12 protein-coding genes and 2 pseudogenes are annotated in these 14365 nt (G+C 30.8%); 1 reads left to right on the top strand and 13 read right to left on the bottom strand.

From position 1 onward, the window contains the following. Positions 1–37 precede the first annotated feature (37 nt). The 6 genes and pseudogenes from CN692_RS24755 to CN692_RS24730 all read right to left on the bottom strand — a co-directional run bounded on the left by CN692_RS24755 (position 38) and on the right by CN692_RS24730 (position 4340). Complete coding sequence (locus CN692_RS24755; protein ID WP_098121792.1) at positions 38–562, bottom strand: hypothetical protein; 525 nt, start codon at positions 560–562, stop codon at positions 38–40. Positions 563–743: 181 nt separating this feature from the next. Next, on the bottom strand, positions 744–950 hold the full coding sequence (locus tag CN692_RS24750; protein WP_098121791.1) for a hypothetical protein: 207 nt from the start codon (positions 948–950) through the stop codon (positions 744–746). A gap of 296 nt (positions 951–1246) precedes the next feature. Further along, positions 1247–1333: pseudogene (locus CN692_RS26960) on the bottom strand (SpoVR family protein); the annotation flags it as partial. A 423-nt stretch (positions 1334–1756) separates the two neighbouring features. After that, positions 1757–2497, bottom strand: coding sequence for an ABC transporter permease (locus CN692_RS24740; RefSeq protein WP_098121790.1), 741 nt, complete (start codon positions 2495–2497; stop codon positions 1757–1759). Continuing rightward, on the bottom strand, positions 2497–3225 hold the full coding sequence (locus CN692_RS24735) for an ABC transporter ATP-binding protein (RefSeq protein ID WP_098121789.1): 729 nt from the start codon (positions 3223–3225) through the stop codon (positions 2497–2499). Before CN692_RS24735 ends, CN692_RS24740 begins: the two co-directional genes overlap by 1 nt. Positions 3226–3437: 212 nt before the next feature. Beyond that, positions 3438–4340, bottom strand: a complete 903-nt coding sequence (locus CN692_RS24730; protein ID WP_098121788.1) for a hypothetical protein — start codon at positions 4338–4340, stop codon at positions 3438–3440. Positions 4341–5531: 1191 nt separating this feature from the next. On the opposite strand from CN692_RS24730, the gene CN692_RS26425 reads away from it, so the two are divergent. Next, positions 5532–5672: an FTR1 family protein gene (locus CN692_RS26425; RefSeq protein ID WP_179874549.1), complete on the top strand. Its 141-nt coding sequence runs from the start codon at positions 5532–5534 to the stop codon at positions 5670–5672. Positions 5673–6563: 891 nt separating this feature from the next. Here the strand turns inward: CN692_RS26425 and CN692_RS24725 are convergent. The 7 genes and pseudogenes from CN692_RS24725 to mtnK form a co-directional block, all read right to left on the bottom strand. Next, on the bottom strand, positions 6564–6758 hold the full coding sequence (locus CN692_RS24725; RefSeq protein WP_098121787.1) for a DUF2187 family protein: 195 nt from the start codon (positions 6756–6758) through the stop codon (positions 6564–6566). Between the two features lie 492 nt (positions 6759–7250). Beyond that, a pseudogene (locus CN692_RS24720) lies at positions 7251–7744 on the bottom strand (SpoVR family protein); the annotation flags it as partial. Positions 7745–8001: 257 nt separating this feature from the next. Further along, positions 8002–9336, bottom strand: coding sequence for a type I glutamate--ammonia ligase (glnA, locus tag CN692_RS24715; protein WP_098121786.1), 1335 nt, complete (start codon positions 9334–9336; stop codon positions 8002–8004). A 115-nt stretch (positions 9337–9451) separates the two neighbouring features. After that, on the bottom strand, positions 9452–10753 hold the full coding sequence (locus CN692_RS24710) for a glutamine synthetase family protein (protein ID WP_098121785.1): 1302 nt from the start codon (positions 10751–10753) through the stop codon (positions 9452–9454). Positions 10754–10810: 57 nt separating this feature from the next. Beyond that, positions 10811–11212 (bottom strand): MerR family transcriptional regulator, encoded by a 402-nt coding sequence (locus CN692_RS24705; protein WP_098121784.1) that lies wholly within the window; start codon positions 11210–11212, stop codon positions 10811–10813. A gap of 909 nt (positions 11213–12121) precedes the next feature. Beyond that, on the bottom strand, positions 12122–13171 hold the full coding sequence (mtnA, locus tag CN692_RS24695) for an S-methyl-5-thioribose-1-phosphate isomerase (RefSeq protein WP_098121782.1): 1050 nt from the start codon (positions 13169–13171) through the stop codon (positions 12122–12124). A 3-nt stretch (positions 13172–13174) separates the two neighbouring features. Further along, positions 13175–14344, bottom strand: a complete 1170-nt coding sequence (gene mtnK / locus CN692_RS24690) for an S-methyl-5-thioribose kinase (protein ID WP_098121781.1) — start codon at positions 14342–14344, stop codon at positions 13175–13177. Positions 14345–14365: the final 21 nt, after the last annotated feature.

Below are 14365 nucleotides of genomic sequence, written 5' to 3'. Positions count from 1 at the left end.
GCACATGCATGCGTTAGTTCTTAAGTTTGTATATTCTCTAGACAAGGTATCCTATAATGTGTAACGCTTTTAAATACGCCTGGAATTCATAGTTATGCATGTCATGTTTATCTTCGTCTATTGCATGTCCCTCAAGAATCATCATAATATAATGAAATACCACAGATGGAACATACCCAGTAACCACTGAATAAACATCATCCATTGGATATTGTAAATCTTTAGATTGTAAAAAAATTAATACTGTATTTATATCATCATACTCTTTTTGTTTGTCAACATCACTGAGAGCATCATCATTTAAGATATTATTATATATCACTTCATAAAGTTCTTTTTCATCGTCCATTAGTAACTTTGTTACAATATCCCCGTTAATTTTATAACCTGCACAAATATCATCAAAATAAATATAAGGGTCATTCTTCAATTCCTGAAAATCCATTTTATCTATATCCTCAGCTTGAAATTTTTGTTTCAAAATAGAGTTTATTTCTTTTAATGAATGTTTTCTAATGGTTAAATTAGAACTTTGATATTTTCTATATAACTCTTCAATCATTGTTCTGTCTCCTTTAAACTTTGGTTCTAAAGTAAATTATACAGTCCATAACGACGACTGTAACTTGGGGGAATTTCGCCATTTTTACATAGATTTTCAGATAAAGTTATTCAACTAAACTGCCATTTAGCTGCATAAAAAACGATCCTTCGTTATGGAAGAATCGTATGCTTTAGTTACCTTATGTATAATAAACCAATGTCCCAATGCCAATAAAAAAAACACCAAGAATTCCAGTCCAAACTGAAAATTTAAACTTATTAAAATGTCCTAATTTGAAAAAATCATCTTTTACTACTCGCTGTTGGTCAGGTGATTGAAAAGCTCCAATAAATATTCCTGAAATAAGTAAAAAAATTGCACCTAGTATAAAGCAGATTTTTACCAACTCAATATCTTCCTCTCGTTGTTATTTTTTACCAATAAACTCCATATAGTTATTTTCTACATTATGTTCCTCATTCCTTCAATATTAAAGTTGGGTTATTAAAATCTTGATATAATAGCATTAATTAGTTCTTAAAGTAAAAAGTGTCTTTAATTAGTGTTAATTAACCCAAAAAATATACGAATTCTAATTCAACTAAACTGCCAATTAGTTGCAAATGTTTCACTTACCAAAAAAGAATTTTATACTTTCTAATCCATTAAGAAAACCACCTAAAAAAGGTGGCCTTAAATATACTACCGATGAATATTCTTCCCATCATAACTAAACAAAGCAGACTTATTCTCAATATTTGTCTCTAAATGTACCCCTCTACCCCACAACCCCATTTTTTTAACATAACACTACCTTTTTTCTTAATTATTTTATTGTTTCAATTTATTAAAGTATCTTTAACATCCTCTAATTATTTAATCCGTATTTTTCCTTAATGCATTAATTCTTTGTGCATAAGCAATTTACCCTTCTTAGATCTATCCTGTCATTTAGGAAAAAAGAGGATGTTCAAATACTGATCATCTTCTTTTATTTGTTGAAATATTTGGGGCCTTTTTTTTCAATAAGTGGCATTTAATAAAAGTATAACTTGCTAGTTTTAAAGTATTTTGTACTTTCTTATTTTAAACTTCATACCTCTTCAGAAATACATTTAAAATCAATTTTCAGTGTAAATCTAACTTTAAACTGATCCTATAAACAAAGAATCAGAGAAATAAAGGCTAGTAAAACCAACTTAGATTACTAAATTAATACTCTTGTTTATCAAAAAAATAATATCCGATTATAAAAAAAACGATCATGTATCCTAATAGCATGAAAAAATGATTTAGATTGAATAAAAGTGTTCCACTTGATAACCATTCGTGTGACCAGTTCAAATAATTGGAAAAAAGTATATTATTAAGACCTGAAATAAATAGAGTCAATATTTGTATACCGATATACACTAAAATTCCGCTGATCAGAGCTGTACTGCTACTTTTAAAAAATTGCACCACAAAGGTTGCGAAAACCATAAAAACAACAGCTGGAATAACATCCACAAAATAAGCACTTATCACATATAAAGTATGGTCAATGTGTAATTTTAATATCATACTTGAAATAATTGAAACCAATAACGCCATTACTAAGCAACTAATAATATAAAAAGCAATTGCTATATTTTTTGAAATAAAAACTTTTAAACGACTTATCGGTCGAATCAATACTAATTTCATTGTTCCGTCCGCTACTTCTCCAGAAAAAAGTTCTGCAGATACCATAAATATAAATAATGGTAATAGTAAATTCGTTAGTATACTTAAGATAATGGAAGGATAATCTATAGAATCCATCGCTATAAAAATTAATTTTTGTTTAATTGAAGAGATAAAGAATGCAGGTAAGAAGCTGATCAAAGCTATTAAAAGTAAAGAGACAATTGTCTTTTTTTTCAAAAAAAGCTTCTGTGTTTCGTTTAAAACATTACCAACCAATATATACATTATTTTAATACCTCTTTTTTTATTGAGGACATATAAAATTCCTCTAATGAATTAAACTCTTTTTTTATTTCAGAAATTTCTCTTCCATTATTCACTAGTTCTCCATAATGGATAATGGCAACTCTACTACACATAAGTTCAATTTCATGGACAAGATGACTAGAAATAAAAAATGTAATTTGTTGTTCTTTAGCTAATTTTATTATTAGATTTCTCATTTCAATGGTACCTTCTATATCGAGACCATTTGTGGGTTCATCTAATATAACGAACTTAGGATTTGATAACAGTGCTATAGCTAAAGCTAGTCTTTGTTTCATACCTAATGAAAAATTTCTGACTTTCTCGTTTTTATATTCTTTTATTTTAACGACGTCGAGAATCTCATCAATATCCGATTCGCTTACTGACTTATAAAATCTTGTTGCTATTTTCAAATTATTATAAGCGGTCATAAATAAATATAAATCAGCTGTTTCAATTATCGATCCAACATGTTTTATAGCTTCTTCAAAATTTTCATGCAAGTTTGTTCCAAATATGTTCACGGTCCCAGATTGAATTGTATTTAATCCGACTATCGCCTTCATTATTGTTGTTTTGCCTGCTCCATTAGGCCCAAGAAATCCAAAAACTTCACCTTTATAAACTTCAAAGTTTATATTTTTAACTCCTCTACCATTTTTATATATCTTTGTTACATTATTGACCTCAAGAATTTTTTCCATATATGCCTCCATTTAGAAAAGCCAAGTGCCTATGTCAATGCCAGACCAATTAAGATGTTTTTCTCGAATATTTAGCTACTATTAAGGTGCTAAAATATAGAAATTTGAAATAAAAATGAGTTTGTTTTTTTCATGTTCAACCATAAATTTGAAAAACAAAGAGGGGGAGATCCGAAAGCTAAGCTTTTGGATTGCTCCCAATCTCATTAATATTATTCTCTATGATCTTCTTTAAAATGGCTAGTGATAACCTTTACTTTTTTACCAGATAAGTTAATATTATCTGGAGTTGTTTTGTTTATGTTTGATAAATCTAGATTTACATTAATTTCGATGCTGTGAGCTTTACCTTTAGCATCTGTACCATTTATTACGATTACAGCATCTTGGTGATTAATAATTTTATTTTGATTAAGATCTACATTAGATTTCACACTGTTTATTGTAATATCGCTCTGAAGTTGTGGAATTAAATTTTTAAAATTTTCTACATCCGTAAATTGCTCATCTTTGTTATATTCTTTGTTATTATCCATTTCGTGATGAGATTCACCAGCTTTTGTCAAAGCAATTGATGCAAATGCATTTACTAATGGAGTAACTTGATTTTTATCCATTGCAATTGTTAATTTTGAACCATCTTGATTAGCTGTTACATTATCTTTCATATTTCCAACTAAAGAGTCAATGATAACTCCCACACTTTTTTGTATTTGAGGGTTCAATTGATCATGATGGTCTTTAAATTTTTCAAATTCATTTTCATGAACTAAATATTGATTACTGCTACTTGATTTCGTAATTTCTTTTCCACCTTGATTGTAGGAATCAATTGTTACAGACTTAGTTCCTACTGTAACCGTCTTTGTGCTGCTAGAAGCATTTTCTTTTTGGTTTTGTTTTATCTTCGTGCTAGCATCAAATAATTGATTTCCATTATCCTTAACAGCAACATGTAAAGCAACTGTTTCATTTGTTAATTGCTTAGTTTGTATTACAGCTTCTTTATATGCTTCATAACCAGATACTTGAGAGGCATTAGCAAAAACCGTACCTCCTAGTAAAGCTCCACCAATTGTAAGACTTGAAAGGATCATAAGATTTTTTTTCTTCATAACCATTTCCTCCATTTACTTATTTTAATTAAAGTATTTTAAATAAATTCTTTTCTCGTCCTAGTTCAACCAAAAAAAGAAGTAGCATTTATGTATTTCTAATCTAAAAGGTTGAGTTGGACACTTAAATCATTTTAAACAAGAAAACAATTTCATAAACAAATAAGAAAGTAACTTAGGTAACATTGTTATAATCTAATTACATATACATCACCACCTATTATAGAGATTCTTTAATACCGATAATACTAGCGGTTATCAAAGCCTCTTTAACTTTAAATAGATATTTAGCATTACAATTAGATACGATACAAAATTAAAATGAAAACTTGATGAAAATATGTTCCATTTCTATTTAATTTTTGGAGTATACAAAAAAGAACTTCAATTAAACTGCCAGTAACTTCAATAAAAATAAAAAAAGCCCTTCACAAGGAATTTGATTCCATTAGGAAAACCTCTTTTATCCAAAATAAAAGAGGTTTTCCTTTTGAAAGAAATGTGTGGATCAACGAAAATAAATATTTAGCAATATGCAAAGTAAACTAAGATCATAATTTCAAATTAAGACAGTTTCCGTTTTTGGAAAATAGAATGTTGAAAGTTCATCTTCACTTGCTATTAACTTTTTTAATATGTCCACTATGTGAAAAATACACACAATTCGGTGATCAATATGCATTTACTTTTTCCAGCATTATTGTAAATTTTTTTAACCAGTCCTTAGGAAACTGCTTATTGTAATTATATGGACCGTTCATTAGGATTGGGATATCTGAAAAGGCTCTCTTATACTAGTTTACTAGCTTTAATCATTGGATTTTGGTATTTCACTGAACCAACTGTAAACGTAATAAGAATTGAGACAAAACGAGTAGTTGGAATACATTCTTTAAATCATTGCACAAATTTTCACATTAAACTTTAGTTAAAATTTAATGTGAAAAATTATAATTTCATTAAGTTTATTGACAAATATAAGACGGTGAAATACACTTCGTACAACGATAATGATTATCAATATTACTGTTTAAAATTTAGGGAAATTAATTTGTTAAAGAAAATTTTTATCTAAAAACTATTCTTATATCAATCTCTTTACTAGTATTAATAACAGTTATTGTTTGGCAAGGATTAAATTTTCACGGTAATCCTGATCCTACCTCTAAAAATTTAATACCAGGTGCTGCTGTGATTAATACATCTATTCTTATTTTTCGTGAAGGGTTAGAAGCAATTTTAGTATTATCAGCTATTATTTCGGGATTAGTAAAAAAGAAACAGGATAATTATTGGAAACCTATTTCTGTAGGAGCAGGTGTATCTTTCTAAGCAACTATTGCAACATGGTTTATCGTAGTAGCAATTATTTCTTCTGTAAATGCTTCAGAACTTCATATTCAAGCTGCAACTGGAATATTAGCTGTTGTTGTTCTATTTGGTTCTTTCATAAGCTTTACTGGACAGGTTGGATTAACCTACATAATCGAAAAAAACAAAAAATAACAACAAATTCATTTGAAAGTGTTGCAAAAAATACATTTTGGTCCTTATTTTTACTGGGTCTTACTTCAGTTTATCGTGAAGGATTTGAGGTAGTATTATTTCTTCAAAATCTACGTATGAAATTAGGAAACGACGTAATTTTTTTTATTAAGCTTAGACTTCAGAATTAAAGGCATTAAATTTACAAATATCAATGTCTTTTTTTATTTGTTTAACATAATATAACTTTCATAATTAAATTAAAATACATATGTAATTGTGTTTTATGACCACATTTATTACTAAATTTTTTACTCCATAAAATCCATAATTAAAAAGCGCATTCTATTTTTCTACTAAAGAAATCGTTAACTAATATAAAAAAATCGATGAAATGTCATTCCTGTTATGCAACTAGTCATTGCTAGTGAGACTTTTTTAGCAAACAAAAACTGGATAGCTTTTAAAACTATCCAGTAATTTCTTTTTATCCAATTACATTATTACTCTTATTTCTTTTTATTTATTCATCACATTTTCAAAAACATTAACAAATTACATCACATATACTATTTCATTATTCCCTGGTATTGGCCCCACCTACGCCAAATACGATGATAGCCACACATGCCATCCAACCTACTATTTAGCATAACAGAAAACGCTTACATTTTCAATTTTTAGAATATTCGTTAAAAATATTTTAATAACTCGTGAATAACTGACTTTTCTTTTCCTTCATACACCATCAATCACTTTGTAATTTTTATGTGATATAACAGTTCTGTTTCCTTCAAACACCAATTCCGTTTTATTATCAATTATATTTACAATAACTGTATTTTCATTGACCTTTTCAACAATCCCTTTAATTCCATTCTTAAAAAATACATGTTCACCCAATCCAGCTATCTTTTTTGACTTAAATTTCATCATTTACTCCCCAATCTTAAACATTATTTTCCTTAGATTTACTACCATTGTTTTAGTATAATTTTTCTTCTTCACAATTAAAAACACCTTCATTAGTATAAAGATGAACATTTTAATTCGTACCAAGTTATCTAGATCCTTAATAAGTAATACGTCTAAATCCATTTTGTAATTCTAACTTAAACAAATAACCTAATGGACATTTTTCTTTCTTCGTTTCATACAATGATGAAAAGTTAAGAAGTAATGATTTTAATTACTTTTCTTACAAACTACTTTTTTATTATATTACCAAAATTTTAGATATAAATATAGTATTTATTTTGAATAATAGAATTTTAGGAGTGTAGCATCGTCTTTTATTTTTAACCAGCAGTTCATCCGAAAATTAATTTTGTATTACTAGAAACTAAAATAAAGAATATTATTAGGGGAATTCTACTCCATCTAGGATAATAACGAAACAAATAATTCACTTTGGCATCTGCCTCTTCATTTAATGTTAGGATGAGAAAGTAACTCTTGAACTACAATATAAGGGAATCCTCCATTTACTCGACTAACTACAAGTTGATCTCGTACATTTTCCCATGCCATATCAGTAACTTTATATTCCTTACCTTGTCGCTGGAATAGATACATATCTTCACGCATGACAAGATCTTTCGTTAAGTAGTTTCGTATGAATGAACTATCAGACTCTAACTCTCGTACTTCAAACATTTTTTCTCGTCCACTGCCAGGTTTAACACCTAATTCACGCATTTCTTGTTGGGATTATTTTATCGCTCTTCAATATCTTCAAACATTCTTAGTCCTAAATAATACGGGTTAATGCTTGTTTTTGATGGCTGAACTACTCCTGCATTAAGCTTTGCGTACTCAATCGCTTCATTTGAATCAAGATTTAGTTCACGCATTATTCTTATATGCCAATAACTTGCCCAACCTTCATTCATAATCTTAGTTTCAAGACATAGCCAAAATTACGCCATTAATTCAGCATACCTTTTTACGTTCCATCTAATTCACGACTATAATTTTGATTACATAAAAGTACGTAAGCAATATACTAAACATTCACCTTTCAATGAAGATTTTTCTATGTAGGCAGTGTTCACTTTAATTTTTTTAAATAATTTTCCAGGCATTTATTTGGCATTTTTTGAAATATTTTATAATACGAAAATTGCCCGATAATAGAAAAAACCCTCAACGCCAATAGCGTCAAGGGTTGATTTGATTAATACACTGACATGTATTGATCTCTCTCCCAAGGATGTACTTGGGTTCTAAAGATATCCCATTCGATTTCTTTTGCTTCAACAAAGTGTTCGAATAAGTGAGATCCTAAAGCACCTACGATAACTTCATCAGTTTTTAATAGCTCAAGAGCAGCTGCTAAAGTTGCTGGTAAATCGATGATACCAACTTCTTCGCGCTCTTCTTTAGACATAACGTAGATGTTACGGTCTACTGGAGCTGGAGCTTCTAATTTGTTTTTGATTCCGTCTAAGCCTGCTGCTAATAATACTGATAATGCTAAGTATGGGTTTGCAGCTGGGTCAACTGAACGTACTTCTACACGTGTACTTAAACCACGAGATGCAGGAATACGAATTAGTGGACTACGGTTTCTTGCAGACCAAGCAACGTAACATGGAGCTTCGTAACCTGGTACTAAACGTTTGTACGAGTTTACAGTTGGGTTTGTTACAGCTGTAAAGTTTGGTGCGTGTTTTAAGATACCTGCGATAAAGTGACGAGCAGTTTCGCTTAAACCTAGTTCACCAGACTCTTCGTAAAATGCGTTTTTGCCATTTGTAAATAATGATAAGTTACAGTGCATACCAGATCCATTAACACCGAATAATGGTTTTGGCATGAACGTTGCGTGTAAACCGTGTTTACGTGCGATTGTTTTTACAACTAATTTAAATGTTTGAATGTCATCACAAGCTTTGATTGCGCCAGCATATTTGAAATCAATTTCATGTTGTCCTGGAGCTACTTCGTGGTGAGAAGCTTCGATTTCAAAGCCCATTTCTTCAAGTTCAAGAACGATATCACGACGGCAGTTTTCACCTAGGTCAGTTGGAGCTAAGTCGAAATAACCACCTTTATCGTTTAATTCAAGAGTTGGTTCGCCTTTTTCATCTAATTTAAATAAGAAGAATTCTGGCTCAGGTCCTAAGTTGAAATCTGTGAAGCCTAAAGCTTCCATTTCTTTTAACATACGTTTTAAGTTATTACGAGGATCTCCTTCAAATGGAGTACCGTCTGCATTGTAGATATCACAGATTAAACGAGCAACTTTTCCTTTTTCAGCAGTCCATGGGAATACTACCCAAGTGTCTAAATCAGGGAATAAGTACATATCTGATTCTTCGATACGAACGAATCCTTCGATTGATGAACCGTCAAACATCATTTTATTGTCTAAAGCTTTTTCAAGCTGACTTACTGGAATTTCAACGTTTTTGATAATTCCTAGTAAATCCGTAAATTGTAAACGTATGTACTTTACGTTTTGTTCTTTTGAAATACGGAAAATATCTTCTTTAGTAAACTTAGCCATTATAAAAGTTCCCCTTTCGTATGCAACAAACAAAATTAGTCTAACACACTTTAAAATAGAAAAGTAGAGAGTTTCTACTTCCACTTTTCTATTTTTTTATTTTAAATTTTAGTGATTAGCAGTTTAAATATGTTTCTTTTTCCCATTCTGATACACGCAGTCGATATGCATCCCATTCTTCTTTTTTGTTTTGAAGGAAGGAATAAAATACGTGTTTTCCTAATACTTGCTGTAAAAATTCACTGTTTTCTAATTCTGTAACTGCTTCAAGTAAACTTCCAGGTAATGTTTCAATCCCTTCTGCTTTTCTTGTTACATCATCCATCTTATACAAGTTTTCACTGCGTTCAGATGGTGGAGTTAATTTTCTTTCAATCCCATCCAATCCTGCAGAAAGTAATACAGCTAAAGCTAAATATGGATTTGCAGATGGATCTGGATTTCGCACTTCGATTCGAGTACCTGCACCTCTTGCAGCTGGTATACGAATGGTACATGTTCGATTACTTTGTGACCAAGCTACATAGACTGGCGCTTCATAACCTGGAACTAAACGTTTATATGAATTAACAGTTGGATTTGTGACTGAAGCATTTGCTCGAGCGTGTGTTAATACACCTGCAATAAATTGTCGAGCTGTTTCAGATAATCCAATTGAATCATGTTGATCATAAAAGGCATTACCATTATCATTTCCTAGACTCATATGACAATGCATACCTGAGCCATTTTCACCGAAAATTGGTTTTGGCATAAATGTTGCAACTAAACCATGTTTTTCAGCAATTGTTTTAACTGTATATTTAAATAATTGAATATTATCAGCTGTTTGTAATCCTGGTGCGTATTTCCAATCGATCTCATGTTGACCGATTGCAACTTCGTGATGTAAAGCCTCAACTTCTAATCCTAATGCCTGAAGTGCTTTCGTAATTTCACGACGTATTGTAACTGTTTTATCTAGGGGAGCTACATCAAAATATCCACCGTTGTCATTTGGCACTAATTGATTTCCTTCTTTAGAAAATAAGAAGAATTCTGGTTCAGGGCCGACATTAAATGAAGTAAATCCTTTATCAGTTGCTTTTTCAATTGCTCGTTTCAGTACATTTCTTGGATCACCTTCAAACGGTGTCCCATCAGGGAAATGAACATCACAAATGAAAAGTCCAACTTTCTCTGTAACATCAACTTTCCAAGTATTTAAATCTGGAAAAAGCATCATGTCACTTGCTTCAATTTTCGTGAAGCCATTAATACTTGAGCCATCAAACATAGTTTCGTTTTTAAGTATTTTTTCAATTTGAGTAATCGGTAGTTCTAAATGTTTGAATACTCCTTCTATATCTGTAAAAAATAACTGTACAAACTCAAGACTATGCTTATCAACAGAATTTAAAATCGTTTCTTTAATCATTTATATTTCCCCCCATATAAATATAAAAGCTAGAAAAATCCGTTTTTAATCAATATCTTAATGAAAGAATCGAGACATATCTCCTTGGCGTAAAGAAGTTTTTCCTAATTTACCATTTTGATATAACTCTTGGCGAAGCATTTTTCGAAGCTGTTCATCTGATATTGATTTTTCAACTATAACTTGTTGCACGATAGTTTCTTTGGATTTTTCTGACGATTTTAAATGGAGTACTTCTTTAATTCCTGCTAAATTCAAGCCTTGTTCGATAAATGCTTTTATCTCTAATAATCGATCGACGTCGTTGAAAGAAAATAATCTACGATTACCTTCCGTTCGTGCCGGTCGAATTAAATCATGCTCTTCATAATATCGAATTTGTCTTGCAGATAATTCAGTTAACGAAATGACTATTCCAATTGGGAAAAGTGGCGTTGAGCGTCTTACTTGATCATTCATAGCAATGCTCCTTTCGTTCATCTATTAGTATTTTATTCCATGTCAGATAATCTGTCAATACGATGTTAGAAAATCTAACATGAAATTATTTGTTTTTTATACTATGCAATATTTATTAAAATTCTACTATTTTTTTAAAAAAAGAGGCCATCTTAGAGGTCTGCGTATCGACACATAGGCGGACTATTTTTAATACCAAAAAATTGTAGTTCTACATCTGTCTTACAGCTAAATGTGGGGTATTTTTGAAGTATTTTTCATTTAGATTTGCATGTATGATCCCCATTTATAGATTTCCAGCAGTTTTCTTCACTTTTTTAGTTCATTTAAGGAGAATTAGCGCAATTTATTAAATTTCAAATTTGTGTATCTACCTTTGAGCAATTATTCTTGTGAAATACCCTAACCGGTATAGGTATTATCCTATCTAATATGCGATTTCAGGGAATTTAATTGCAGTTTCACCAATTTTATTTGCTGTTTTGTTCATTTTAATTGCAGTTTCACTATTTTTATTTGCAGATTCTCTATTTTTATTTGCATTACGACCTTTATTTGCAGTTCCTCATTACTTATTTGCACCTTTCACAGTTTTATTTGCAGTTTCACTTTACTTAATTGCACCTTTTACAGTTTTATTTGCACTTTCAACTCTAACTACGCTTATTTTAAATTTCCTATAAATATAAAAATAAGGATGCCCTAAAAATGTTACACTTTTAAGGCATCCTTTTTCTATTAATATACAATTATAAAAATCGTTTAGTTAATGCAAAAAGAGTACATCTAACTTCATTGGAATATACAAACTTCGCATAAAAATATTCATCCGCTTTTACTAGTTTCTTCCTAATATAAGTAATTTCGGAATAACTTTGTACTAAATCACTAGATAATGCATTATTTATATTAAACTTCTTCCCAACCTTTAAATGTTTCTTTAAAATTGCTTGAAACGATTCCCTTTTCTGTAATAATTGCTGTTATTAGTTCATTAGGTGTTACATCAAATGCTGGGTTAAGAACATTAATTCCTTCAGGTGCAATTTGAACATTTCCGATATGTGTTACTTCTGTTCGGTCGCGTTGTTCGATGACAATTTCATTACCTGATTCGATTGATGTATCGATTGTTGATAATGGCGCAGCTACATAAAATGGAATTTGATAAAAGTTTGCTAATATCGCTAATTGTAATGTTCCAATTTTATTTGCAGTGTCACCATTTGCAGTAATACGATCAGCGCCAACAATGACTGCGTCCACTTTTTTATTTTGTAATAAGTAGCCGACCATATTATCAGTTAGTAATGTAACTGGGATACCGCTTTGGTTTAGCTCCCAAGATGTAAGTCTAGCACCTTGAAATACTGGTCTTGTTTCGGTTGCATAAGCAGAAATTTCCCAGCCTTTTTCTTTTGCTAAGTGCAATGGCGCAAGTGCTGTACCATATCGACTTGTAGCAATACTACCTGCATTACAATGGGTCAAAACAGCCGCTCCATTATGCAATAATGTTAAAGCATTTTCACCAATTTCCTTGCAAGTCGCTTCATCTTCTACATGTAGTTTGATCGCTTCTTCCATAATGATTAACTTAGCTTCAGAAACTGTCTTTGCTTCTTTACTAGCTCTAATTAGTCTTTCAACCGCCCAAGCTAAATTTACTGCAGTAGGTCTTGCACTAATTAATTCGTCAGCTAATACTCTTGCTTGAGTATGAAACTCATCGATCTGTTCAGTCTGAATTTCTCGAACGCCTAAATATAGACCATAAGCTGCTGCTAAACCAATCGCTGGTGCTCCTCTTACTTGTAGCTTAACGATTGCTTCTCGTACATCAAGTAATGTAGTTGCATCAAAATAATATATTTCAGTTGGCAATTTAGTTTGGTCTAAAATTTTTAAACTCTCACCGTTCCATTGTAAAGATTCAGGTATTTGCTGTAATGTAGTCATCGATTATTTCTCCAATCCAATTAGTAAATTACCAATATTGCTAATATTAAATCTATTTTTAATACAAAATGCTCCGAATTTTAAGACTTTTTTCTTTACTTGAATTTTTTGATTTTCCTCAAGTGAGTCAATATCTTCAACATGAGCAAGACCGATACTTCTTCGGATTAATTCACATCCAATTACTCCAATTGCATCCACCCAATACCCCTCTAATTTTTCTTTAATTAGAGCCTGTTGGTTAAATGGTCTAACACTGTGTTCTTCCCATAATCGAATAAATGTTTCATTAAAAACTTTTTCAATGTTTAAAATGTGTTCAACAATTTCTTCTTTTTGCTCAGTTCGGCTGAAAAGTTGAAAAATTAAATTCGCTTGAATTTGACCTAAATCAAACCCAATTGGTCCTACAAACGCAAACTCTGGGTCAATAACTTTTGTTTCTGTTGCAGACACGAAAATGCTTCCTGTATGTAAATCTCCGTGTAATAACGCTTCTTTTTTTGATAAAAAGTCTAATTTTAACTTTGCTACCTCTATTTGCAGAGCTTCATCATTCCAAAGTTCTTGAATTACTTCTGTTAGCTCTTCTTCATAACTGTTTGTTTCACAGTTAAAGTATGGGTCAGTATAAACAAGATTTTCTGTTATATCACAAAGTTCTGGATTGTTAAATAGATACTCTAGCTCTTTTTTCTTAGCTGGAGTTGTTCCAAAATCAGAAGTGAAAAACAATGATTTTGCTAAAAATTCACCGATATGTTCTGCCAAAAACGGATAACTCTTTTTCTCAATTAAGCCTTTTCGTAAAATTTGTAAATGAGAAAGGTCTTCCATTACTGTTACAGCTTGCTCTTCATCATGTTCTAAAATTTCTGGTGAATGTAATGGAATTAAATCATTATATATTTTTGTTGCATTACTCTCGATCGTTGCTCTATTTAATGTCAGAGGCCAGCTTTCACCAACAACTTTTGCATAAGGTAGAGCTTGTTTTATGATTAAACCTTTTTCACTTCCTACTGGTGTAACTTTGAAAACTAAATTTAAATTTCCATCGCCGATCTCTACACTTTCACATAATTCATTTGTAAAATAACCTAATTTTTGTAAGTAAGTAACTGCAGTTGCCTCTGTTAAAGGTCTATATTCTTTTCTTTGAATGACAGTCATACAATTCATCCCCCTCGATTT

Source organism: Bacillus sp. AFS002410 (assembly GCF_002556365.1).
Classification (GTDB): Bacteria; Bacillota; Bacilli; order Bacillales; family Bacillaceae_G; genus Gottfriedia.
This window is presented reverse-complemented; position numbering and strand designations above follow the sequence as displayed.

Bases quoted from the DNA above. Each gene is read 5' to 3' on its own strand.
- CN692_RS24755 (WP_098121792.1), bottom strand. From the start codon at position 562: ATGATTGAAGAGTTATATAGAAAATATCAAAGTTCTAATTTAACCATT.
- CN692_RS24740 (WP_098121790.1), bottom strand. From the start codon at position 2,497: ATGTATATATTGGTTGGTAATGTTTTAAACGAAACACAGAAGCTTTTT.
- CN692_RS24735 (WP_098121789.1), bottom strand. From the start codon at position 3,225: ATGGAAAAAATTCTTGAGGTCAATAATGTAACAAAGATATATAAAAAT.
- CN692_RS24730 (WP_098121788.1), bottom strand. From the start codon at position 4,340: ATGAAGAAAAAAAATCTTATGATCCTTTCAAGTCTTACAATTGGTGGA.
- CN692_RS24725 (WP_098121787.1), bottom strand. From the start codon at position 6,758: ATGAAATTTAAGTCAAAAAAGATAGCTGGATTGGGTGAACATGTATTT.
- glnA (WP_098121786.1), bottom strand. From the start codon at position 9,336: ATGGCTAAGTTTACTAAAGAAGATATTTTCCGTATTTCAAAAGAACAA.
- CN692_RS24710 (WP_098121785.1), bottom strand. From the start codon at position 10,753: ATGATTAAAGAAACGATTTTAAATTCTGTTGATAAGCATAGTCTTGAG.
- CN692_RS24705 (WP_098121784.1), bottom strand. From the start codon at position 11,212: ATGAATGATCAAGTAAGACGCTCAACGCCACTTTTCCCAATTGGAATA.
- mtnA (WP_098121782.1), bottom strand. From the start codon at position 13,171: ATGACTACATTACAGCAAATACCTGAATCTTTACAATGGAACGGTGAG.
- mtnK (WP_098121781.1), bottom strand. From the start codon at position 14,344: ATGACTGTCATTCAAAGAAAAGAATATAGACCTTTAACAGAGGCAACT.